24 protein-coding genes, 1 tRNA gene and 3 pseudogenes are annotated in these 22,432 nt (G+C 61.1%); 20 read left to right on the top strand and 8 right to left on the bottom strand.

The window, feature by feature from the left end; genetic code table 11:
• Window positions 1–4: 4 nt before the first annotated feature.
• The 3 genes and pseudogenes from AERO9A_RS22515 to AERO9A_RS16230 all read left to right on the top strand — a co-directional run.
• Window positions 5–178: pseudogene (locus tag AERO9A_RS22515) on the top strand (DNA-binding protein); the annotation flags it as partial.
• A 4-nt stretch (window positions 179–182) separates the two neighbouring features.
• A pseudogene (locus tag AERO9A_RS16225) lies at window positions 183–299 on the top strand (type II toxin-antitoxin system Phd/YefM family antitoxin); the annotation flags it as partial.
• Window positions 296–559: a Txe/YoeB family addiction module toxin gene (locus AERO9A_RS16230; protein ID WP_159972960.1), complete on the top strand. Its 264-nt coding sequence runs from the start codon at window positions 296–298 to the stop codon at window positions 557–559. The pseudogene AERO9A_RS16225 and the gene AERO9A_RS16230, both read left to right, overlap by 4 nt.
• A gap of 85 nt (window positions 560–644) precedes the next feature.
• On the opposite strand, the gene AERO9A_RS16235 is transcribed toward AERO9A_RS16230, so the two are convergent.
• Window positions 645–734: transfer RNA gene (locus tag AERO9A_RS16235), tRNA-Ser, on the bottom strand.
• Between the two features lie 92 nt (window positions 735–826).
• On the bottom strand, window positions 827–1,033 hold the full coding sequence (locus AERO9A_RS16240; protein ID WP_159972961.1) for a hypothetical protein: 207 nt from the start codon (window positions 1,031–1,033) through the stop codon (window positions 827–829).
• A 184-nt stretch (window positions 1,034–1,217) separates the two neighbouring features.
• Between AERO9A_RS16240 and AERO9A_RS16245 the strand changes: the two genes are divergently transcribed.
• The 3 genes from AERO9A_RS16245 to AERO9A_RS16255 all read left to right on the top strand — a co-directional run bounded on the left by AERO9A_RS16245 (window position 1,218) and on the right by AERO9A_RS16255 (window position 2,531).
• Window positions 1,218–1,907: a crotonase/enoyl-CoA hydratase family protein gene (locus AERO9A_RS16245; RefSeq protein WP_159972962.1), complete on the top strand. Its 690-nt coding sequence runs from the start codon at window positions 1,218–1,220 to the stop codon at window positions 1,905–1,907.
• A 221-nt stretch (window positions 1,908–2,128) separates the two neighbouring features.
• Complete coding sequence (locus AERO9A_RS16250) at window positions 2,129–2,320, top strand: hypothetical protein (protein ID WP_159972963.1); 192 nt, start codon at window positions 2,129–2,131, stop codon at window positions 2,318–2,320.
• Between the two features lie 10 nt (window positions 2,321–2,330).
• Window positions 2,331–2,531: a hypothetical protein gene (locus AERO9A_RS16255; RefSeq protein ID WP_159972964.1), complete on the top strand. Its 201-nt coding sequence runs from the start codon at window positions 2,331–2,333 to the stop codon at window positions 2,529–2,531.
• Window positions 2,532–2,613: 82 nt separating this feature from the next.
• Here AERO9A_RS16255 and AERO9A_RS16260 read toward each other — a convergent pair whose 3' ends face one another.
• On the bottom strand, window positions 2,614–3,339 hold the full coding sequence (locus AERO9A_RS16260) for an amidotransferase (protein WP_159972965.1): 726 nt from the start codon (window positions 3,337–3,339) through the stop codon (window positions 2,614–2,616).
• A gap of 314 nt (window positions 3,340–3,653) precedes the next feature.
• On the opposite strand from AERO9A_RS16260, the gene ptrC reads away from it, so the two are divergent.
• Together ptrC and AERO9A_RS16270 are read left to right on the top strand one after the other, a co-directional pair.
• A complete protein-coding gene (gene ptrC, locus AERO9A_RS16265; protein ID WP_159972966.1) occupies window positions 3,654–3,839 on the top strand; it encodes a type III secretion system co-regulatory protein PtrC in 186 nt (61 codons plus the stop codon).
• 460 nt (window positions 3,840–4,299) lie between these two features.
• Window positions 4,300–4,616, top strand: a pseudogene (locus AERO9A_RS16270) (cytochrome c); the annotation flags it as partial.
• On the opposite strand, the gene AERO9A_RS16275 reads toward AERO9A_RS16270, so the two are convergent.
• Window positions 4,613–5,500 carry a LysR substrate-binding domain-containing protein gene (locus AERO9A_RS16275; protein WP_159972967.1) on the bottom strand — a complete coding sequence of 296 codons (888 nt, stop codon included), beginning with the start codon at window positions 5,498–5,500 and terminating at the stop codon, window positions 4,613–4,615. The pseudogene AERO9A_RS16270 and the gene AERO9A_RS16275 sit on opposite strands and share 4 nt — an antisense overlap.
• 125 nt (window positions 5,501–5,625) lie before the next feature.
• On the opposite strand from AERO9A_RS16275, the gene AERO9A_RS16280 reads away from it, so the two are divergent.
• Window positions 5,626–6,864: an MFS transporter gene (locus AERO9A_RS16280; protein ID WP_159972968.1), complete on the top strand. Its 1,239-nt coding sequence runs from the start codon at window positions 5,626–5,628 to the stop codon at window positions 6,862–6,864.
• 6 nt (window positions 6,865–6,870) lie between these two features.
• On the opposite strand, the gene AERO9A_RS16285 is transcribed toward AERO9A_RS16280, so the two are convergent.
• The 4 genes from AERO9A_RS16285 to AERO9A_RS16300 all read right to left on the bottom strand — a co-directional run bounded on the left by AERO9A_RS16285 (window position 6,871) and on the right by AERO9A_RS16300 (window position 11,014).
• Complete coding sequence (locus AERO9A_RS16285) at window positions 6,871–7,668, bottom strand: transglutaminase family protein (protein ID WP_159972969.1); 798 nt, start codon at window positions 7,666–7,668, stop codon at window positions 6,871–6,873.
• Window positions 7,665–8,615 carry an alpha-E domain-containing protein gene (locus AERO9A_RS16290; protein WP_159972970.1) on the bottom strand — a complete coding sequence of 317 codons (951 nt, stop codon included), beginning with the start codon at window positions 8,613–8,615 and terminating at the stop codon, window positions 7,665–7,667. The genes AERO9A_RS16285 and AERO9A_RS16290 overlap by 4 nt, the downstream gene beginning before the upstream one ends.
• Before the next feature lie 2 nt (window positions 8,616–8,617).
• Entirely contained in the window at window positions 8,618–10,027 is a 1,410-nt protein-coding gene (locus AERO9A_RS16295; protein WP_159972971.1) for a circularly permuted type 2 ATP-grasp protein, read from the bottom strand.
• A 315-nt stretch (window positions 10,028–10,342) separates the two neighbouring features.
• Complete coding sequence (locus tag AERO9A_RS16300; RefSeq protein ID WP_178111149.1) at window positions 10,343–11,014, bottom strand: alpha/beta family hydrolase; 672 nt, start codon at window positions 11,012–11,014, stop codon at window positions 10,343–10,345.
• Window positions 11,015–11,116: 102 nt separating this feature from the next.
• On the opposite strand from AERO9A_RS16300, the gene ccoN (AERO9A_RS16305) reads away from it, so the two are divergent.
• From ccoN (AERO9A_RS16305) to AERO9A_RS16355, 11 genes are all read left to right on the top strand, one after another.
• Entirely contained in the window at window positions 11,117–12,556 is a 1,440-nt protein-coding gene (gene ccoN, locus AERO9A_RS16305) for a cytochrome-c oxidase, cbb3-type subunit I (protein WP_159972972.1), read from the top strand.
• Complete coding sequence (ccoO, locus tag AERO9A_RS16310) at window positions 12,556–13,164, top strand: cytochrome-c oxidase, cbb3-type subunit II (protein ID WP_159972973.1); 609 nt, start codon at window positions 12,556–12,558, stop codon at window positions 13,162–13,164. The genes ccoN (AERO9A_RS16305) and ccoO (AERO9A_RS16310) overlap by 1 nt, the downstream gene beginning before the upstream one ends.
• Before the next feature lie 5 nt (window positions 13,165–13,169).
• Complete coding sequence (locus AERO9A_RS16315) at window positions 13,170–13,349, top strand: cbb3-type cytochrome c oxidase subunit 3 (protein ID WP_159972974.1); 180 nt, start codon at window positions 13,170–13,172, stop codon at window positions 13,347–13,349.
• Entirely contained in the window at window positions 13,346–14,272 is a 927-nt protein-coding gene (gene ccoP, locus AERO9A_RS16320; protein ID WP_159972975.1) for a cytochrome-c oxidase, cbb3-type subunit III, read from the top strand. Before AERO9A_RS16315 ends, ccoP (AERO9A_RS16320) begins: the two co-directional genes overlap by 4 nt.
• A 344-nt stretch (window positions 14,273–14,616) precedes the next feature.
• On the top strand, window positions 14,617–16,074 hold the full coding sequence (gene ccoN / locus AERO9A_RS16325; RefSeq protein ID WP_159972976.1) for a cytochrome-c oxidase, cbb3-type subunit I: 1,458 nt from the start codon (window positions 14,617–14,619) through the stop codon (window positions 16,072–16,074).
• The gene (gene ccoO, locus AERO9A_RS16330; protein WP_159972977.1) at window positions 16,074–16,682 is read left to right on the top strand and encodes a cytochrome-c oxidase, cbb3-type subunit II; all 609 of its coding nucleotides are present in this window, start codon (window positions 16,074–16,076) and stop codon (window positions 16,680–16,682) included. Before ccoN (AERO9A_RS16325) ends, ccoO (AERO9A_RS16330) begins: the two co-directional genes overlap by 1 nt.
• A gap of 6 nt (window positions 16,683–16,688) precedes the next feature.
• A complete protein-coding gene (locus AERO9A_RS16335) occupies window positions 16,689–16,871 on the top strand; it encodes a cbb3-type cytochrome c oxidase subunit 3 (RefSeq protein ID WP_159972978.1) in 183 nt (60 codons plus the stop codon).
• Entirely contained in the window at window positions 16,868–17,863 is a 996-nt protein-coding gene (ccoP, locus tag AERO9A_RS16340; protein WP_159972979.1) for a cytochrome-c oxidase, cbb3-type subunit III, read from the top strand. The genes AERO9A_RS16335 and ccoP (AERO9A_RS16340) overlap by 4 nt, the downstream gene beginning before the upstream one ends.
• Window positions 17,864–18,024: 161 nt before the next feature.
• Window positions 18,025–19,437: a cytochrome c oxidase accessory protein CcoG gene (gene ccoG, locus AERO9A_RS16345; RefSeq protein WP_159972980.1), complete on the top strand. Its 1,413-nt coding sequence runs from the start codon at window positions 18,025–18,027 to the stop codon at window positions 19,435–19,437.
• Window positions 19,438–19,450: 13 nt separating this feature from the next.
• Entirely contained in the window at window positions 19,451–19,969 is a 519-nt protein-coding gene (locus AERO9A_RS16350) for a FixH family protein (protein ID WP_159972981.1), read from the top strand.
• Between the two features lie 8 nt (window positions 19,970–19,977).
• Window positions 19,978–22,374 (top strand): heavy metal translocating P-type ATPase, encoded by a 2,397-nt coding sequence (locus tag AERO9A_RS16355; RefSeq protein WP_159972982.1) that lies wholly within the window; start codon window positions 19,978–19,980, stop codon window positions 22,372–22,374.
• Window positions 22,375–22,432: the final 58 nt, after the last annotated feature.

The following is a 22,432-nucleotide window of genomic DNA, read 5'->3' on the forward strand; positions in this document are numbered from 1 at the left end:
GAGCATGGAACTGGAAGAGCTGGAACCTTCGAAGCTGATAGGTCCGCAACAGGACGTGGAAACCGTCGAGTCCTGAGCCGACCGCAACGGTTTGCCCCAAGGCACCGCGCGTACCAGGGCAATAAAAGGCGTTCTCCCCGTAGATAGTAAGTGCCGCATGATCAAGAGCGCCCCGCTCTATGGATTGGGAAGCCATTCAGGAAACCCTGTACCTGCTCTCAATTCCTGGCATGCGCGAATCCATCAAGGAAGGCATGGCTGAACCTGTAGACGAATGCGCCAAGGAACTGGACTGGTGACTTGGCAGCTCGTTTACACGAAACAGGCACAGAAAGACGCACAAAAGCTCGCTTCGGCAGACTTGAAAGACAAGGCAAAGGCATTGCTAGAAGTCGTGCGAGAAAACCCGTTCCAGAACCCTCCGCCCTACGAAAAGCTTGTCGGGGATCTAGCCGACGCGTACTCCAGACGTATCAACATTCAGCATCGCCTGGTCTATCAGGTGCTGCTGGATGAACAGACCGTCAAAGTGCTCCGTCTCTGGTCGCATTACGAGTAAACCGGGCTTTCGACACCTGCCGAAAGCTGAAAAGCAAAAAGCCCCGAAAACTTGTTAGCTTTCAGGGCTTTAGGTATTGCGAAAGTGGCGGTGAAGAAGAGATTCGAACTCTTGATACGGTTTCCCGTATACACACTTTCCAGGCGTGCTCCTTCAACCACTCGGACACTTCACCGGATCTCGACGTTTTGCGTGTACCCCGTCGAGGCGCGCTAATTTAGTCGAAGCTTTCTGCGAAAGCAAATATTTTTTAAAGGATTCATACGCTTATCGTTTCGCGGGGGCTTCAGGGGCAGGGCTGGCGAACAGTTCATCGAAACGTAGGCGGCCAAATAGCAGGAATCCGAGTGAGATGAACAGGCTGCCCGCGAATAGCAACAGCGCACCTCCCGGCGTGTGTAGGCGTGGTTCCAGGCTGAGCGCCACCGAGGCAGATAGCACGATGAGGATTGCCAGGCTGGATAGGGCATTCATTTGGGAGCTCCGAGTCATGACGAACACCCTATGCGCCGTAGCACCGTTCGAGCCAATTGCCATTTGCCATGGCGGCAATAGGCAAATTCGCTGACTCACCGGTCAGTCACGGCGCTTTACCCGGCGGTCTCGGCTGAGTACCTTCTGCCTCACCCAGCCTGCAGGCCCTATAAGGAAAACAGCCATGAGCGACCTGATCAGCTATCAACTCGAAGACGGCATTGCCACCCTCACGCTGAGCAACGGCAAGGTCAATGCCATTTCCCCGGACGTGATAGCAGCCTTCAACGCGGCGCTGGATCGTGCCGAGCAGGATCGCGCCATCGTTGTGGTTACCGGGCAGCCGGGCATTCTCTCCGGCGGTTATGACTTGAAGGTGATGACCTCGGGCCCGCAGAACGCTATCGATCTGGTCGCAGCGGGCTCTACGCTGGCGCGCCGCATGCTCGCCCACCCTTATCCGATCATCGTCGCTTGCTCGGGCCATGCCGTGGCCAAGGGTGCGTTCATTCTGCTCTCAGCCGACTACCGGATTGGCGTGCAAGGGCCATTCAGCATCGGCCTGAACGAGGTACAGATTGGTATGACCATGCACCATGTGGGCATCGAGCTGGCGCGCGAGCGGCTGAGCAAATCAGCCTTCCACCGCTCGGTGATCAATGGTGAGATGTTCGACCCGCAAGGCGCATTGGATGCGGGCTTCCTCGATAAGGTGGTGGCGGCCGACGCTCTGCAGGCAAGCACGCTGGCCGTCGCGCAGCAGTTCAAGAAGGTCAATATGACCGCTCACCGCAATACCAAACTGAAGGCGCGCAAGGCTCTGCTGGAGACACTGGACGCCGCCATTGCTCTGGATAAGCAACACCTGGGCTGACCCCCTGCCTGAAGGCAAGAGATGCCGTGGTAGTCACGGCATTTCGCTCTAACGCACCTCAACCGCCCTCCCCCGATTCCTTTACTGCCCGCTCGGGGATTCGGCGCAGCGCGAAACATCAAATCAATCGATAGTTAGTCTGTGCAGCATCCATTATTCAATCGAACCAGCATAAGTAAAGCTGTGCCCACTTCCCTTCCGGTTCCTGTGGAGCACGCCTCATGCCCAGCCTCGCCTACGCCGCACGCAACGGAGCACTGGCTGCCGTCGGCCTTTATCTGATCGTCATTATGGTTGCCCTGGCCCTGAGCTACGGCATGAGCACAACGCCCATCGCCCAGGTCAGCGACTCGCCGTTGCAAGCGTTCGCCGGGCTGCTACCGCGCCTGCTCGGCAACCTGACGTTGCGCTAAGGAGCCAATCATGATGAGTCGGCGCAACAGCCTGTTGCCACTGATTGCGATGGCCCTGCTCACAACTGCACTGGGGTTGCTTGGGATTGGCAAGGGATCGGCTGGTGTCATGGCGCGGCACCTCGAATGCAGCCAGCAACTGCAGCAGCGTACGGATCTGGCCAGGCAGCATGAACGGGGATCGCTCGGCCCGCCACCGCATGGCCCGTGAGACACGCAGGCGCCACGCCTTGCACGGCGCAAATGAAAAAGCCCGGAGCTTGCTTCCGGGCTTTTGCTATCACGAGTCCGGCTCAGGCCTTAGCATCGCGCCCCTGAGCGACGAAGCGCATCATCCACTGCGCCACCGTACTCCCCTGTTGCTCCTGGTGCAGGCTGTCGATTCCGCTCTGATAGATCTTGTCGCCCAAGTGCTGATGGCGCAGATCGAGCAAGGCGCGTGAATAGTCGTGGACAAACTCGGGATGCCCCTGGAAGCAGAGCACCTGATCTTCAATGTGATAGGCCGCGTTCGGGCAGAAATCACTGGTGGCCAGCAACGTGGCATTTTCCGGCAGTTGGGTGACCTGATCTTGGTGGCTGATCAGCAGTTGCAACTTGTCGAGCGGCGGCTCCATCCACTGCGGCTGGCTGGCGATGCGGTAGTTGTGCACGCCTACCCCCCATCCTTGCTCAGCACGCTCGGTCTTGCCCCCCAGCAGGAGCGCCAGAAGCTGATGGCCGAAGCAGATACCAAGCAGCTTGTGGCCGCGCTGGTAGCGATCAAGCAGGTAGGCCTTGAGCGTTTGAATCCACGGGTCGCTGCCGAAGGAGTCAGCCTTGCTGCCTGTCACCAAATAAGCATCGTAGTGCTCACTATCAGGCGGGTAGTTACCCTCTACGACGTTATAGACACTGAACTCTGCCGCCAACGGCTGCTTGGCGAACAATTGCTCGAACATATGACCATAACCTTGGTACTGATCGACCAGTTCGGGACGCAGGATGTCGGTTTCCAGGATGCAGATACGCAGTGACATGGGAATTCCTGAATTGAGCACGGGACGTGGTGTGAATCGTGCGTTTTTCTTAACACAGCCGTTCAGGCATTGAAATAGCCAAGCCTGATTTAACGGCCTTTACGCAGGCCAAGAGCGCCAAGTAACCACTTGAACGCTTGTCAATAAAAATTGACAAGCGTAACTGTAATCATTAGGCGCCTCGATAGTCACCATGAACCTCCTTTACTTCTGCGCAGATGCCTACTCGGTGAAGATGCTCCCTCATTCTCAGCACCGCTGTCTCAGCACTTCGCCGCGCTCAGCACAGCCGCATTCCCAAGGGGATTCACACGATGCACAGCCAGCTCAGCCAGGACGCCTACGGCATCACCTATGCCCGGATTGTCGACGGTGGCCTACAGTTCGAAACAGAAGCCGCCTTGCAACTTGAAGATGGCAGCCTAATCACTCTACGCATGCCAACCCGCCAGAGTGAGATGCTCGCCATCCATGAAGCGCTATGCATACACCAGGCTTAATGAACGCCTAATGATTGAGCGGCACCATTGAGCCCGAGCCCGGACGAACGGTCATAAGCGCTCCTCGCTCTGGCTGCTCCGCAAACGCGTCTGGCATGAGCCTCACCGTGATCGACTAACGCTCGGCATAACGCAACGATTCAAACCAGGGCAGGCTTGCAACCAAGTCGTCTAAAAGACAAGTAAAGCCCGCCCTAGAGTTAATTGTGCGCTCAGTCATTCAAGCGCTCAGATCACTGCCGGGCTAGGCCAACGCGACATCAGCCACTTACCCGCAATGCACGGTCGCCTTGCAGCCGCGCAACCAGACCTACTGCCAGCCAATAACAACAAAGGAAAGCAGCCATGTTGAAACAGCCGAAAATCCGCCAGGCCGGCATCATCCTCTTCGCTACCGCAGTCGTGCTGATCCTGCCCAATATGACGCGACTGGTCAGTTGACGCTGCCACGCCGGCGCGCCCCGCCCTAATCCCCGCTCCAGATGCCAGCGATAAAGTGAATGCAGGCTTGAGCGTCTATCGAAAGAACTGCATGGTTTGTCACCGCCTCAATGGCGCAGGTGATGCCGAGTTAGGCCCGGATCTGAATATTCCCCACAGCCCGACCGAGTACTTCGGCGGCGACTTCCTGCGCCAATACATCCGCGCCCCGCAGAGCCTGCGTCGCTGGCCACAAGCGCGCATGCCGGGCTTCAGTGAGAAGGTCTGGCGCCAGTGGAGCAGTTGATCGCTTACCTGCAGCACATGGCAGCACGCAAACAGCCACACGGCTCCTAGCGCTGCAGATTCTCTGCAAGCGCCTCACGGATCAGCTCCTGCAACAGCTTGACGGGCTCGCTGGGCGCCTCTTGAGCACGATGCAGGGCCAGCTCCAGCGTCGGCAATGTCGGCAATCCACTGCTCCCGGCGGTGAGCACCTCGACCCCATCAGGCAGGCTCAGCGCCGTGCGTACCGTAAGCCCCAGACGCGCGCGGGCAGCAGCCCACAAGCCCGCAAGGTTGGCACTGGAGAACACCACACGCCAGGGCAAGCCTGCGCGATCCAGCGCGGCACAAGGCTCGGAGCGAAACAGGCAGGGCGCGTCGAAGCAAAGCAGCGGCAGCGGTTCATCTGGCTGCTCACGCCAACGGGCTAAAACCTCGGGATCACCGATCCAGCACATCGGCACACTCGCCAGCCGCTCACGCCCCGGCATCCCCGATTCACTGCCCCAGACCAGCGCCAGATCAAGCTGTCCTGCGGCCAGCGCTTCGAGCAGTTCGCTGTTGCGTGCTACCCGTGCCTCAATTCGCACACGTGGATGCAAGCGGGCAAAACGGCCAAGCACCTCCGGTAGCAGAATTTCGCCAAAATCTTCCTGCAGGCCCAGGCGCACCTCACCGCTCAAGCGCCCCTCACTAAGCGCCGCGTAGGCCTCATCATTGAGCGCGAGCAGGCGCCGTGCATAGGCCAGCATCAGCTCACCACTCTCGGTCAGAGCCAGACCACGTCCCGAGCGCTGCAGCAAGATCGCGTCAGCCTGACTCTCGAGCTTGCGCAGTTGCGCACTGGTCGCCGAAGTTGAACGCCCCAGGCGCTGCGCGGCACGAGCGAAGCTGCCCAGTTCGATGCCTGTAACGAAGGTACGCAGAGCATCCATATCGAAGTTGGCCAGGCGCATGACAATCCTGTTTTTTGGAATCAACGGTTAAATATTATCTGATTTTCAGCACCAACTCTCTCTCGCACACTGCCTAACCTCAAGCGCGAGGCACTCGGCCTGCGCATGTGCCGTGAGAACCAAACATGACCATGCCCCCACCCACTGCCACTTCATGCCCGCCCAAAGCTCCGCCACTTGCTCAGCGCTGGAAAGTGCTGATCGCTGGCTTCGTTGCCAACGCCGCGCTGATCGCCGCCACCACCGGGCTGCCAACCACAGCGCTGAGCCTGAGTGCCGACTATGGCTTCGGCCACGCTGAGCTGGCCTGGATCTTCGGCAGCATGGGCCTGGGGCTGGCCTTGAGCGAGCTACCCTGGGGGCTGCTGACCGACCGCTGGGGTGACCGTCCTGTGCTGCTCTGCGGCTTACTGGCAACCTGTCTGGCACTATTTGGACTGGCCATCGGCGGGCAACCAGGCGACGGCGCGCTGACTCGATTATGCGTTGGCTTACTGTTGGCCGGGCTGGCAGGCGGCAGCGTGAATGCCGCCAGCGGGCGGGCAGTGATGGCCTGGTTCGGCCCTGGCGAGCGCGGGCTGGCCATGAGCATTCGCCAGACTGCCGTGCCCCTGGGCGGCTTGCTGGGTGCATGCACACTGCCGCCGCTGGCTTGTCAGCAGGGTTTCGCCATGGTGTTCGCTGCTCTGGCCGGACTCTGCGCGCTGGCTTGCTACCTGACCTGGAACTGGCTGCATGAAGCGCCAAACCAGTTGACAACAGAGTCGATGAATCATGTGTTGCGCCCGGCGTGGCGCGAGGCTCAGCTATGGCGGCTGGCACTCGGTATCGGCGTGTTGTGCATGCCTCAGTTCGTGATTCTCAGCTTTGGCGCCGTGTTCATTCATGAGCAACTTGACGGCAATCTGCTCATGGTCAGCGCCAGCCTGGCGACCTTACAGCTAGGCGCTGCCGCCGCACGGGTACTGAGTGGCCACTGGAGCGACCGACACGGCAATCGTCACTTGTATCTATGGCGCTGCGTACAGGCCGCGGCAGTGGCCTATCTACTGCTGGCAGGGGCAACAGCCCTGCAGGCGCAACAGCTATTACCCACCGCGCCAGTGCTGGCGTTGCTGATCGGCTGCGGCATCGTGATATCAGCCTGGCACGGCGTGGCTTACACCGAGTTGGCCAGCCAGGCGGGAGTGAGCCGTGCGGGTACGACGCTGGCCATGGCCAATAGCGTGGTCTTCCTCGGCATGTTCCTGACCCCAACACTGGTGGCTGTGGGCCTGGAACATGGTGATTGGTCGTGGGTGTGGTGTGCGGCGGCACTGCTGACATTCGCAGCGTGGCCGCTATTACGCGCGCCACGCCGCTAAAGCGCTTTACTGCTGGCGCACCTGCAACAACGGCGCGACCTGCACCTGGGCGTGCATCTGTTCGCCACCACCACCACGGCGCATACCGCGCACCGGGCAAGCATCGAGGTAATCCAGGCCAACCGCCAGTTTGAGGTGGCGCTCCGGGCGCGCCAGGCAGTTGGTTACATCGAAGCTGTACCAGGCATCGCCCACCCAGGCTTCCGCCCAGGCATGGCTGGCCAAGTGCTCGGCGTCGTCGGTGTAGAGGTAGCCCGACACGTAGCGCGCTGGCACGCCCAGACTGCGCGCGCAGGCAAGGAAGGCATGTGTGTGATCCTGACAAACGCCACGCCGCCCCGCAAAAGCCTCGGCCGCACTAGTGTCCACCTCGGTGATACCGGGTTGGTAGGCAATGTGGGCATTGAGCGCATGCATCAGGTCGATCAGGCCGTTGCGGTCGCATTGCGCCTTGGCATGCTGTGCGGCGAACTCCCGAATCGCATCATCGGCCTGGGTCAGACGGGTGAAGCGCAGGAACGGCAATGCCGACTGCTGCTCATGCTCGGCCTCGCAGGTTTCGTCGATTTCCACCTGGCCGCGTGCGCCGATAACGATGGACTCATGGGGCTCGTCCAAAGTCAGCACGTGCAGGATATTGCCGTAGGGATCGAGCTGAGCATGCACCGGACGTGGCAAATCCAGCTCCCAACTGAGCACCTGTTGGCGCTCGCTGTCATGCGGGGTCAGGCGCAGATACTGGATGCTCGCGCGTACCTGATCATCGTAACGGTAGGTGGTGTCATGGCTGATCGAGAGTCTCATGCGACCTCCAGATAGGACGTATGGATGGTGTTACCAAGCTGGCGCACCAGCAGGATGAAGTCGGTAAGCCAGGCGTGCAGGCCTTCGTCGAGCACTTCGCCGATGCTGGTGTAACGCAGTCGTGCGTCCAGCTCGGCGGCCAGGCGCTGTGCAGGGCGACCGTTCTCTCCCGGTAGACCGGCGAGCATCAGGTTGAGTTCTTCCATGCAGGCACGCAGTGAGCGCGGCACGTCAGGGCGCAGCAACAGCAACTCGGCAACTTTGCGCGTACGTGGCGAGCCACGATAGATCTCGGCGAAGGCTTCGAACGAGGACAGTGCACGTAGCAGCGCACTCCACTGGTAATAACTGCGCGCGGTGCGCTCCTCCAGTTCGTCGATCTCCTCGCCGAGCATTTCGTAGCGCGCATCGAGCAGGCGCAAGGTGTTGTCGGCGCGCTCGATGAAAGTGCCCAGACGGATAAAACGGTAAGCTTCGCCGCGCATAATGGTGCCGAAGGTCGCACCACGGAACAGGTGCGAACGCTCCTTGACCCACTCGCAGAAACGGCTGATGCCGTAGCGCCCCAGCCCCTGCTCGGCGATGCCGCGCATTTCCAGCCAACTGGAGTTGATGTTTTCCCACATGTCGGCGGTGATCCGCCCGCGCACTGCATGGGCATTGCTACGTGCAGCCTGCAGGCAGCAGTAGATGCTGCCGGGATTGCTCGCATCGAGGGCGAAGAAGTGCAACATGCGCTCGGCATGCAGCGGGCCGTGGCGTTCCAGGTAGTCATCCAGGGTGCCGGTGATCAGCAGCGGCATGGCCAACTCATCCAGGCCATCACCACGGCCATCCTGCGGCATCAGCGACAACGAATAGCTGACGTCGAGCATGCGCGCCAGGTTCTCGGCGCGCTCCAGGTAGCGCGACATCCAGTACAGATCGGAGGCAGTACGACTGAGCATGATTAGTCCTCCACCACCCAGGTGTCCTTGGTACCGCCGCCTTGCGACGAGTTGACCACCAGCGAACCTTCACGCAATGCCACACGCGTCAAGCCCCCAGGCACCAGGCGGGTTTCGCGACCGGTCAGAACGAACGGGCGCAGGTCGATATGACGCGGGGCGATGCCGCGCTCAACAAAGGTCGGGCAGGTCGACAGGCTCAGCGTTGGCTGGGCGATGTAGGCCTCCGGCTTGGCGATCAGGCGAGCGCGGAAGTTCTCGATCTCAGCCTTGCTTGCCGCCGGGCCGACCAGCATGCCGTAGCCACCGGAGCCCTGAGTTTCCTTGACCACCAGCTCGGACAAGTTAGCCAGCACGTGGGACAGCTCTTCCGGTTTGCGGCACTGCCAGGTAGGTACGTTCTTGAGGATCGGTTCTTCGTCCAGATAAAAGCGAATCATGTCGCCAACGTAGGGGTAGACCGATTTGTCATCCGCTACGCCGGTGCCGATGGCGTTGGCCAACACCACGTTGCGCGAACGGTAGGCCGACAGCAGGCCAGGGACACCGAGCATCGAATCTGGGTTGAAAGCCAACGGGTCGAGGAAGGCATCATCGAGGCGACGGTAAATCACGTCCACCTGGCGCGCGCCAGCCGTGGTACGCATGTAGACCTTGTCATCACGCACCAATAGGTCGGCGCCCTCTACCAGCTCTACGCCCATCTCGCGCGCAAGGAAAGCGTGCTCGAAGTAGGCACTATTGAAGCGCCCCGGCGTCAGCACAACGACGGTTGGGTTGTCCAACGGGCTGGAACTCTTCAACGCATCGAGCAGCAGATTCGGGTAGTGATCGATCGGCGCTACGCGCTGTGCGGAGAACAGTTCAGGGAACAGGCGCATCATCATCTTGCGGTCTTCGAGCATGTAGCTGACACCGCTGGGCGTGCGCAGATTGTCTTCCAGCACGTAGTAGCTGCCATCACCGTCACGCACCAGGTCGACCCCGGCAATGTGCGCGTAGATGTCGCGATGCAGGTCGAGGCCCTGCATCGCCATCTGGTAACCCTCGTTGGCTAGCACCTGCTCGGCAGGCACAATACCGGCCTTGATAATGCGCTGGTCGTGATAGAGGTCGGCGAGGAACATATTGAGCGCCTGAACGCGCTGAATGCAGCCACGTTCGACGACTCGCCATTCGCTAGCAGGAATGGCGCGCGGGACAATATCGAAGGGAATCAACCGCTCGGTGCCCTGATCATCCCCATAAAGGGTGAACGTGATACCCGCGCGGTGGAACAGCAAATCGGCTTCTCGTCGGCGCTGGGCCAGCAGATCATCCGGCGTTTCTGCCAACCATCGGGCAAATTCGCGATAGTGCGGGCGGACAGCGCCGCTCGCGTCGTACATCTCATCATAAAAGGTGCGGGGCATGCCGTACTCCTTGTCACCCGGACTTGCAGGGTCTATTGCAAGCCGCGAGCCAGTCTTACTAATCCATTAAAATCAAGCACTTAACAAAAAAAACTAATAGCTTCGCACCAATAAGGTGCGATGACGTGACCCGCTTTTGATGCCCCGCCCCATTGCGTGGCATGTCACATCACTGAGGCTTGCGCACCCGATCACAGACGCGCATTCCTTACTGCGCTTTTCGTGAAACTGGCGACACATAGTCGTCACATTGCGTGACCAATTGGTCAAGCGCAACCGCTTTCGCATACCGGTATTCGGCAGCCGACATGATGACTAAGTCGCCAAGTACTCGACGATTCTCTGGACCGCGGCCTCAAGATGCTGAGTATGGCTGAAGCCCGAAGCCTTTAGTGGCTTGAGGTCATGATCGGCCGCCTGCAGCCAGTGTAGTTCGACGGCGCTGGACAGCTCGTAACCCGCAACCGTTTCACGATTGCCCAAGGCATCGCGTTCCCCCTGAACGATCAAGGTTGGCGTGCCCAGCTCGGCAAGATGGGCCACGCGTGGTTTTTCCGGCTTGCCTGCGGCATAGAAGGGATAACCGAGACAGACCAGCGCCAGCGCCCCCAGCTCATCCGCCAGCAGGCTGGCCATACGTCCCCCCATGGATTTGCCACCAATGGCCACAGGCCCGCCGACCTGTCGACTGACCTGGGCATGGACCTGACGCCATTGCTGCAGCAAGTGCGCCTGGGGGTTGGGCGGCCTTCTGCGGCCGTCAACGCGGCGCTGCGCCATGTAGGCGAATTCGAAGCGCACCACCCGCACCCCACGCTCGGCGAGGCTCTGCGCGATGTGCTGCATGAACGGGCTATCCATCGGCGCACCTGCACCGTGCGCCAGGATCAAGGTGGTCGTTACCGCCTGCGACGGTTCGTCCCACAGACAGGGCAGCGCCTGCTCACATTGATCCGTGTCAATAAACTCCAATGGCCCTTTGCTCATGCTTGCCTCGCGTCGATATTCGTAGTGTTCATGGCTTGCTCATGCCTAGGGGGTGCCACGGATATCGGCCGCTCTGCCATAACCGTGGATGGAAGCCCAGACATGAATACAACAACCCGTTCCGCCTACAACTACAGGGTGGTTCGCCAGTTCGCCATTATGACGGTGGTTTGGGGCATCGTCGGCATGGGGCTCGGCGTCTTCATCGCTGCCCAGCTAGCCTGGCCCGAACTGAACTTCAACCTACCGTGGACCAGCTTCGGTCGCCTACGCCCACTGCATACCAATGCGGTGATTTTTGCCTTTGGTGGCTGCGCACTGTTCGCCACCAGCTACTACGCGGTGCAACGCACCAGCCAGACCGCGCTGTTTGCTCCCAAGCTTGCAGCCTTCACCTTCTGGGGCTGGCAACTGGTAATCGTGCTGGCAGCAGTCAGCCTGCCATTGGGCTGGACCAGCTCCAAGGAGTACGCCGAGCTGGAATGGCCGATCGACATTCTTATCACCGTCGTGTGGGTGTCCTACGCCATCGTCTTCTTCGGTACGGTGATGCAGCGCAAGGTCAGCCACATTTATGTAGGTAACTGGTTCTTCGGCGGGTTCATCCTCACCGTGGCCATCCTGCATGTGGTCAACAACCTGGAGATCCCGGTCACGCTGACCAAGTCCTACTCGCTGTATGCGGGCGCGACCGATGCCATGATCCAGTGGTGGTACGGCCATAACGCCGTGGGTTTCTTCCTGACCGCAGGCTTTCTGGGGATGATGTACTACTTCGTGCCCAAGCAGGCCGGTCGCCCGGTCTACTCCTACCGCCTGTCCATCGTCCACTTCTGGGCGCTGATCGCGGTGTACATCTGGGCCGGCCCACACCACCTGCACTACACCGCACTGCCGGACTGGGCTCAGTCGCTTGGCATGGTGATGTCGCTGATTCTGCTGGCACCGAGCTGGGGCGGCATGATCAACGGCATGATGACCCTCTCCGGCGCCTGGCACAAACTGCGTACCGACCCGATTCTGCGCTTTCTCGTGGTGTCCCTGGCCTTCTACGGCATGAGCACCTTCGAGGGCCCGATGATGGCTATTAAGACCGTCAACGCCCTGTCCCACTACACCGACTGGACTATCGGCCACGTCCACGCTGGCGCCCTCGGCTGGGTCGCCATGGTGTCAATCGGCTCGCTGTATCACCTGCTGCCGAAAGTCTTTGGTCGTGAGCAGATGCACAGTGTCGGCCTGATCAACGGCCACTTCTGGCTGGCCACCATCGGCACCGTGCTCTATATCGCCTCGATGTGGGTCAACGGCATCACCCAGGGCCTGATGTGGCGTGCGGTCAACGAAGACGGCACCCTCACCTACTCCTTCGTTGAGGCGCTGGAAGCCAGCCATCCCGGCTTCGTGGTACGGGTGATCGGCGGCGCGATCTTCTTCAGCGGCATGCTGCTGATGGCCTGGAACGTCTGGCTAACCGTGCGCAGTGCTGAGTCGAGCGAGATGGAAGCCGCTGCGCAGTTCTCGGTAGAAGGAGCCCACTGATGAAACACGAGATTCTCGAAAAGAACATCGGCCTGATGGCCCTGGTGATGATGTTGGCAGTCAGCATCGGCGGTCTGACGCAGATCGTCCCACTGTTCTTCCAGGACGTCACCAACGAGCCGGTCGAGGGCCTCAAGCCCTACACGGCGCTGCAACTGGAAGGGCGCGACATCTATATCCGCGAAGGTTGCGTCGGCTGCCACTCGCAGATGATCCGCCCGTTCCGCGCCGAAACCGAGCGCTACGGGCACTACTCCGTCGCCGGTGAAAGCGTCTGGGATCACCCCTTCCTGTGGGGCTCCAAGCGTACCGGGCCGGACCTGGCCCGCGTCGGCAGTCGCTACTCGGACGAGTGGCACCGCGCCCACCTGTACAACCCACGCAACGTCGTGCCCGAGTCGAAGATGCCAGCCTACCCCTGGCTGGTGGAAGGCACCCTCGATGGCAAGGACACCGCCAAGAAGATGAGCGCCCTGCGCACCCTCGGCGTGCCATACAGCGATGCCGATGTCGCCGACGCTAGCGACGCGGTCAAGGGCAAGAGCGAGATGGACGCCCTGGTCGCCTACCTGCAGGTGCTCGGCACCGCCGTGAAGAACAAGAGGTAAGTGCCATGTTCGAGTTTATCGATGTCGGCACGCTGCGCGGACTGGGAACCGCGCTGGTGCTGATCGCCTTCACTGCAGTCACCCTCTGGGCTTACAGCGGCAAACGCCGCGAAGACTTCGAGGCAGCGGCCAACCTGCCCTTTGCCGATGACCACAAGCCCGACGTTACGAGGATCCAAGCATGACCACCTTTTGGAGTGTGTACGTCACCCTGCTCACCGTCGGCACGCTGGTCGCGCTGCTCTGGCTGATCTTCGCCACGCGCAAGAGCGAAGTGCACAAGAATCCGACCGAGCAAACCATGGGCCACGCTTTCGATGGCATCGAGGAATACGACAACCCACTGCCCAAGTGGTGGTTCATGCTATTTCTCGGCACCCTGGTGTTCGGCGCGGCCTACCTGCTGCTCTATCCAGGCCTGGGCAACTTCAAAGGTCTGTTGCCCGGCTACAAGGATGGCTGGACGCAGGTTAATCAGTGGCAACGTGAGATGAAACGCGCTGATGAGCTGTACGGCCCAATCTTCGCCAAGTTCGCCGCCATGTCCATCGCCGAGGTGGCCAAAGACGAGCAAGCGCTGAAAATGGGCGGCCGCCTGTTCGCCTCCAACTGCTCGGTATGCCACGGTTCCGACGCCAAGGGCAGCTACGGTTTCCCCAACCTGGCCGACAGTGAATGGCGCTGGGGTGGCGACCCGGAAACCATCAAGACCACCATCCTCAAGGGTCGCCACGGCGTGATGCCGCCGCAAGGCGCAGCCATCGGCGAGGACGGCGTGCGCAACGTCGCTGCCTACGTGCTGACCCAACTGGGTGGCCGCGAACTGCCGGAAGGCGAAGTGGCAGATGTCGACGCGGGCCAGAAGATCTTCTCCAGCACCTGCTTCGCCTGCCACGGCGCTGACGGTAAGGGCACGCCAGTAATGGGCGCGCCGAACCTGACCAACCCAGCCGCGTTCATCTACGGCAGCAGCTTCGCGCAACTGCAACAGACCATCCGTTATGGCCGCAACGGCAACATGCCCGCCCAGGAAGACTTCCTCGGCAACGACAAGGCCCACCTGCTGGCCGCCTACGTCTACAAGCTGAGCCACAGCCAAGAGCAATAACCCCCGCCCCTACCGGTGGCCGCCCCTGCGGCCACCGGCCATCACCAATGCGACTGAGTGTCGCATCATCCGACCAAATAGCTCTGCGCATTCATTTTTCTGAGCTAAGCTCGCTTTCAGTCGTCATTGCCCGATAACTCCAAGGCAATCCCTCCTTAACGCGGCATAAACAGCTTGCGTACAGTGCTGAAAACGGTCTTTCCCAAGGCCTCAAAAGGCCCTCCAGAACAGCCCTGACAGCCGGTTAGCACGGGCTTGGCGCGTTGCAATGGCCACTTGCTTTCTCCATACTGCCGCCGTTTTTTTAATCAATAAAAAAATCCATTAACCGTGGAACCCCCAGCATGAGCACAGCAATCAGTCCGACTGCTTATAACTATAAGGTGGTCCGCCAGTTCGCCGTTATGACGGTAATCTGGGGGGTCATTGGGATGGGTCTAGGCGTGTTCATCGCCGCACAACTCATATGGCCGGAGCTCAATCTAGGCCTGCCGTGGACCAGCTTCGGCCGTCTGCGACCCCTGCACACCAACGCAGTAATCTTCGCCTTCGGCGGCTGTGCGTTGTTCGCCACCTCGTACTACGTGGTGCAACGTACCTGCCAGACACGCCTGGTTTCTGACACGCTAGCTGCATTTACCTTCTGGGGCTGGCAAGCCGTAATCGTGCTCGCAGTAGTTACCCTGCCGCTGGGCTACACCAGCTCCAAGGAATACGCCGAGCTGGAATGGCCGATCGATATTCTCCTCGCGGTCGTCTGGATCACCTACGCACTGGTGTTCTTCGGCACCATCATGAAGCGCAAGAGCAAGCACATTTATGTGGGCAACTGGTTCTTCGGCGCCTTCATTCTGGTCACCGCGATGCTGCACATCGTCAACAGCATGGAAATGCCGGTCAGCCTGACCAAGTCCTACTCCATGTACGCCGGTGCCACCGACGCCATGATCCAGTGGTGGTACGGCCACAACGCCGTAGGCTTCTTCCTGACCACAGGCTTCCTGGGGATGATGTACTACTTCGTACCCAAGCAGGCCGAGCGTCCCATCTACTCCTACCGCCTGTCCATCGTCCACTTCTGGGCGCTGATCACCCTGTACATCTGGGCCGGCCCGCACCACCTGCACTACACCGCGCTGCCGGATTGGGCGCAGTCACTGGGCATGGCCATGTCGGTCATTCTGCTGGCGCCGAGCTGGGGCGGCATGATCAACGGCATGATGAGCCTGTCCGGCGCTTGGCATAAGCTGCGCACCGACCCGATTCTGCGCTTTCTCGTGGTGTCGCTAGCTTTCTACGGCATGAGCACCTTCGAAGGCCCGATGATGGCTATTAAGACCGTCAACGCCCTGTCTCACTACACCGACTGGACCATCGGCCACGTGCACGCAGGCGCCCTCGGCTGGGTAGCGATGATCTCCATTGGCTCGCTGTACCACCTCATTCCGAAGGTCTTTGGCCGCGAGCAGATGCACAGTGTCGGCCTGATCAACGCGCACTTCTGGCTGGCGACCGTCGGCACCGTGCTGTACATCGCCTCGATGTGGGTCAACGGCATCACTCAGGGCCTGATGTGGCGTGCAGTCAACGAAGACGGCACCCTCACCTACTCCTTCGTTGAAGCCCTGCAGGCCAGCCACCCCGGCTACATCGTGCGGATGATCGGCGGCGCCTTCTTCGTCACCGGTATGCTGCTGATGGCCTACAACACCTACCGTACCGTGCGCGCCGCAAAACCAGCCGAGTACGACGCGGCAGCACAGATTCCCGCTGCCCACGCCACTGCCGGGAGCGCTCACTGATGAAACACGAAGTCATCGAGAAAAATATCGGCCTGATGGCGCTGCTGATGGTGATTGCCGTCAGCATCGGCGGCCTGACCCAAATCGTCCCGCTGTTCTTCCAAGACGTCACCAACGAGCCGGTCGAAGGCCTCAAGCCCTACACCGCGCTGCAACTGGAAGGGCGCGACATCTATATCCGCGAAGGCTGCGTCGGCTGCCACTCGCAGATGATCCGTCCGTTCCGCGCCGAAACTGAGCGCTACGGGCACTACTCCGTCGCTGGCGAAAGCGTCTGGGATCACCCCTTCCTGTGGGGTTCCAAGCGTACCGGCCCGGATCTGGCACGGGTCGGTGGTCGTTACTCGGACGAGTGGCATCGCGCTCACCTGTACAACCCGCGCAACGTCGTGCCCGAGTCGAAGATGCCAGCCTACCCATGGCTGGTCGAGAACAAGCTCGACGGCAAAGACACCGCGAAGAAAATGGAAGTCATGCGTGGCTTCGGCATCCCCTACACCGACGAAGACATCGTCGGCGCCCGTGATGCAGTGAAAGGCAAAACCGAAATGGACGCGCTGGTCGCGTACCTGCAGGTTCTCGGCACTTCCATCAAGAACAAACGGTAAGACGCCATGGATATCGGGACCATTCGCGGAATCGGCACGGCGGTGGTGTTCATCGCCTTCATCAGCGTGGTGCTCTGGGCCTACAGCAGCAAGCGCAAGTCGAGCTTCGACGAGGCCGCCAACCTGCCCTTCGCCGATGATCCCGAAACCAAGCGCGACCAAGACTCTTCCAGGAGCAATAACCAATGACCACGTTCTGGAGTTGGTACGTAACCATCCTCTCTCTGGGCACCATCTTCGCCCTGACCTGGCTGATCTTCGGCACCCGCAAGGGCCAGCGTGAAGAAGTCACCGAGGAAACCGTCGGGCACAGCTTCGACGGCATCGAGGAGTATGACAACCCGCTGCCCAAGTGGTGGTTCATGCTGTTCGTCGCCACCATCATCTTCGCCCTCGGCTACCTGGTTCTGTACCCAGGCCTGGGTAACTGGAAAGGCCTGCTGCCGGGCTACGACTACGTCGATAGCGAGAGCAAGACCCCCTTCGCCGCTGGCGTGCAGATCGCTGATGGCTCCATGCGTCACTCCGGCTGGACCGGCGTGCACCAGTGGGAAAAAGAGATGGCGCGCGCCGATGAGCAATACGGCCCGCTGTTCGCCAAATATGCGGCCATGCCCATCGAGGAAGTGGCCAAGGACGAGCAGGCGCTGAAGATGGGTGGCCGCCTGTTCGCCTCCAACTGCTCGGTGTGCCACGGCTCCGACGCCAAAGGCAGCTATGGCTTCCCCAACCTGACCGACAGCGAATGGCGCTGGGGTGGCGACCCGGAAACCATCAAGACCACCATCCTCAAGGGCCGTGAAGGCGCGATGCCGGCCCAAGGCCCAGCCATCGGCGAAGATGGCGTACGCAACGTCGCCGCCTACGTCTTGACCCAACTGGGCGGGCGCAAACTGCCAGAGGACGTCAAAGCCGATATCGAAGCTGGCCAGAAGGTGTTCGCAAGTACCTGCTTCGCCTGCCATGGCGCAGACGGCAAGGGCACTCCGCTCATGGGCGCGCCTAACCTGACCAACCCGGCGGCATTCATCTACGGCAGCAGCTACGCGCAACTGCAGCAGACCATCCGCTACGGTCGTCACGGCAAGATGCCGGCCCAGGAAGAATTCCTCGGCAACGACAAGGTGCATCTGCTGGCCGCTTACGTGTACAGCCTGTCACACCAGAGCCAGGAGCAGTAAGCGCAGCACGACTCCTTTGACGAGGATCAATGAACGCTCGGGTCGCGACTGCCAGTCGCACCCGAGCGTTGTCTTTCCGGCGTACCATATAGCCACCGTGAACTGACCCAGATCGGCACGTATCGTTCTGGGCTGCCAACCAACTGCTGTGGTACGCATTGATGAGCGATCAGATACCCGTTCGAGACGTCACGCCCTCTCCTGCCAAGACCGCCAGCGTCGATCTCTACGCCAGCCGCCAGAAAATCTACACCCGCGCCTTTACCGGCCTGTTCCGCAATTTGCGCCTCGTTGGCGGTGCCGCACTCTTCTTGCTGTTCTTCGGCACCGTCTGGCTGAACTGGGGCGGCCACCAAGCCGTGTGGTGGAACCTGCCGGAACGCAAGTTCCATATCTTCGGCGCCACTTACTGGCCGCAGGATTTCATGCTGCTGTCCTGGTTGCTGATCATCTGCGCCTTCGGCCTGTTTTTCATCACCGTGTTCGCCGGGCGCGTCTGGTGCGGCTACACCTGCCCACAGAGCGTATTCACCTGGGTGTTCATGTGGGCCGAAAAGGTCACTGAAGGTGACCGCAACCAGCGCATGAAGCTCGACAAGCAGCCCATGAGCCGCCACAAACTGGCGCGCAAAGTCGCCAAGCACGCGATCTGGTTGGGCGTCTCGCTGGTAACCGCCCTCACCTTCGTCGGCTACTTCGCACCGATTCGCGAACTGATCCCTGAGCTGTTGACCTTCGAAGCCAGCGGCTGGGCGGTATTCTGGGTGGGCTTCTTCACACTCGCCACCTATGGCAATGCCGGCTGGCTGCGTGAGCAGGTGTGCATCTACATGTGCCCCTACGCGCGCTTCCAGAGCGTAATGTTCGACCAGGACACCCTGATCGTTTCCTACGATCCACGCCGAGGCGAGTCCCGAGGCCCGCGCAAGAAGGACGCCGACTACAAGGCTCAGGGCCTGGGCGATTGCATCGACTGCAAACTCTGTGTGCAGGTCTGCCCCACCGGCATCGACATCCGCGACGGTCTGCAGATCGAATGCATCGGCTGCGCTGCCTGCATCGACGCCTGCGACAGCATCATGGAGAAGATGAGCTACCCCAAAGGGCTGATCAGCTACACCACCGAACACAACCTGTCCGGCCGCCAGACCCACCTGCTGCGCCCACGCCTGATCGGCTATGCCGTCGCACTCGTGGCCATGATTGGCCTGTTCGCCTGGGCCGTGGCCAACCGCCCTCTAGTGGAGCTGGACGTGCTCAAGGATCGCGTATTGTTCCGCGAGAACGAGCGTGGCGACATCCAGAACGTCTACACCCTGAAGATCATGAACAAAGCGCAACGCGACATGACCTACGTGATCAGCGCCGACGGTCTCGACGGCCTGGTCTACGAAGGCAAGCGCGAGATTCGCGCCCTGGCAGGCGAGGTCTATTCCTTCCCGGTCGAGCTGTCCGTCGCCCCCGAGAAACTACCGTCAAGCGCCAACAACATCGTCTTCCACGTACAATCGGCGGACGATCCCAGTATCAAGAACGACGCCGACAGCCGCTTCATCGGCCCCAGCGTCCGCTGACAACGGAAAGCACATGTCCGAGCAAGCACAATCGCCAGTCAAACCCTGGTACAAGCAGTTCTGGCCCTGGTTCATCATCGCCCTGCTGGGCTATTCCGTGGTGCAGGGCCTGACCCTGCTGACCCTGGCTACACGCAACCCGCCAGGCCTGATTTCCGACGACTACTACGACGTCGGCAAGGGCATCAACCAGTCGCTGGAACGCGAAAAATTCGCCGAGCGTCTGCAACTGCACGGCGAGTTGGTACTGGACAACACCACGGGTATGGCCACGCTATCGCTGCAGGGCAACAGCAAACCGCAGCAGATCGTCCTCAACCTGATTTCACCGACCCAGCCGGAGCGTGATCGTCGCGTCATCCTGCAACCGGCAGCCGACGGCCAATACCGTGGGCAGATGCTCGACGAGGTCAGTGGCCGCCGCTTCGTCGAGCTGCTGGGCGAGGAAGGCAGCAAGCAATGGCGCCTGTTCGAGGAAGAAAATATCGCCAGCGCACAATCCATTGCCATCGGCGACACCCCGTCCTACTGAACCTACCGATGCCCTCACCTACCCCCTGCTATCACTGCGGCTTGCCGGTACCCACCGGTAGCCGCTTCCATGCCATGGTGCTCGGTGAAGAACGTGAACTGTGCTGCCCAGGCTGCCAGGCGGTGAGCGAGGCCATCGTCGCCGGGGGGCTGGAGCACTACTACAGTCATCGCAGCGAAAATTCCGCCAATCCCCAGGCGCTGCCGCAAGCGCTACCTGACGAACTGGCGCTGTACGACCGCAGCGATGTGCAGCAACCCTTCGTCCAGCATGAAGGCGAGCTGAGCGAGGCCCAGTTGCTGATCGAGGGTATCAGTTGCGCTGCATGCGGCTGGCTGATCGAAAAGCATCTGCGCGGCGTGCCGGGCGTGGCCGAAGCGCACCTGAACCTGTCCAACCACCGCCTGCAGGTACGCTGGCAGGACAGCCAACTGCCGCTGAGCAAGCTGCTCGCCGAACTGCGCCGCATCGGCTACGCGGCGCATCCCTGGCAGTCCGACCAGGCCGCCGAGCGCCTGGCTGCGGAAAACCGTCGCCGCATGCGCGAGCTGGGCGTAGCCGGCCTGCTGTGGATGCAGGTGATGATGGCGGCCATGGCCACCTGGCCGGAATTCAACGTCGACCTGACGCCCGAGCTGGACAAGATTCTGCGTTGGACCAGCCTGTTCCTCACCACCCCCATCGTCTTCTACTGCTGCGGGCAATTCTTCCGCGGCGCCCTGCGCGACCTGCGCACCCGTCACCTGACCATGGACATCTCCGTCTCGCTGGCCATTGGCGGCGCCTACGTGGCCGGCATCTGGTCGACCGTCACCGGCGTTGGCGAGCTGTATTTCGATGCCGTCGGCATGTTCGCCCTGTTCCTGCTCGCCGGCCGCTATCTGGAGCGTCGCGCTCGTGAACGCACAGCGGCGGCCACCGCACAACTGGTCAAGCTGCTGCCGGCCTCCTGCCTGCGTCTGGACGCCGACGGCCAGAGCCAGCGCATCCTGCTCAGCGAGTTGCGCGAGGGCGAGCGCGTGCTGGTACAGCCAGGCTCGCTGATCCCGGCAGACGGTCGCATTCTCGATGGACAATCCAGCGTCGATGAATCCCTGCTCACCGGCGAATACCTGCCGCAACCGCGCGGCATCGGCGACAGCGTCACAGCCGGCACGCTCAACGTCGAAGGCCCGCTGACGCTGGAAGTGCAGGCCCTGGGCGATGCCACACGTCTGTCTGCTATCGTCCGCCTGCTGGAGCGTGCGCAGAGCGAGAAACCGCGCCTGGCGGAAATCGCCGACCGGGTTTCGCAGTGGTTTTTGCTGTTCATCCTGCTGGCTGCCGCGCTGGTTGGCTGCATCTGGTGGCAGATCGACTCCAGCCGCGCCTTCTGGGTCGTGCTCGCGCTGCTGGTGGCCACCTGCCCCTGCGCCCTGGCACTGGCCACGCCGACCGCGCTGACCACAGCCACCGGCAGCCTGCACAAGCTGGGGTTGCTGCTGACCCGTGGTCATGTGCTCGAAGGGCTCAACCATATCGACACGCTGGTGCTGGACAAGACCGGCACGCTTACCGAAGGCCGCCTGACCCTCAGCGCCATCCATCCGCTGCGCGAACTCGATCAGGACAGTTGCCTGGCCCTGGCCGCCGCCCTGGAAAACCGCTCAGAACACCCCATCGCCCGCGCCTTCGGCCAGGCGCCACGTGCCGCCGAAGCGGTCGACAGTCATCCGGGCCAGGGCCTGCAGGGCCGCATCGACGGTCGCCTGCTGCGTATCGGCGAGGCGGGATTCGTCAGCGCCCTGAGCGGCCAGTCCGTGCCGAGCCTCACCAGCGAGCACGGCCAGTGGCTGCTACTGGGTGACGAGAATGGCCCGCTGGCCTGGTTCGTCCTTGATGACCGCCTGCGCGAAGACGCGCCCGAATTGATCGCCGCCGCACGCGCCCGTAGCTGGCATATCCATCTATTGTCCGGCGACAGCTCACCGATGGTTGGCGAGGTCGCCCGCCAGCTCGGTATCGAGGATGCCCGTGGCGGCATGACGCCCGACGCAAAGCTGGCCGTGCTCAAACAGTTACATCGCCAAGGGCGCCGCGTGCTAATGCTCGGTGATGGCGTGAATGATGTGCCAGTGCTGGCCGCTGCCGATATCAGTGTGGCCATGGGCACCGCCTCCGACCTGGCCAAGACCAGCGCCGATGCGGTGCTGCTGTCCAACCGCCTGAGCAGCCTGGTGCAGGGATTGGCGATGGCCAAGCGTACGCGCCATATCATCATCGAGAACCTGGGCTGGGCGACGCTGTACAATGGCATGGTTCTGCCATTTGCCGCATTTGGCTGGATTACCCCGATTTGGGCAGCAGTCGGCATGTCGTTCAGCTCACTGCTGGTGGTGCTCAACGCCCTGCGCCTGAGCCGGTAATCTGCAAGCAAGCGAAGCCCAAACAGCTTCTTCGCGAGCAGAGCTCGCTCCTACAGCC

The organism is Pseudomonas sp. 8Z (genome assembly GCF_902506535.1).
Taxonomy (GTDB): Bacteria; Pseudomonadota; Gammaproteobacteria; order Pseudomonadales; family Pseudomonadaceae; genus Aquipseudomonas.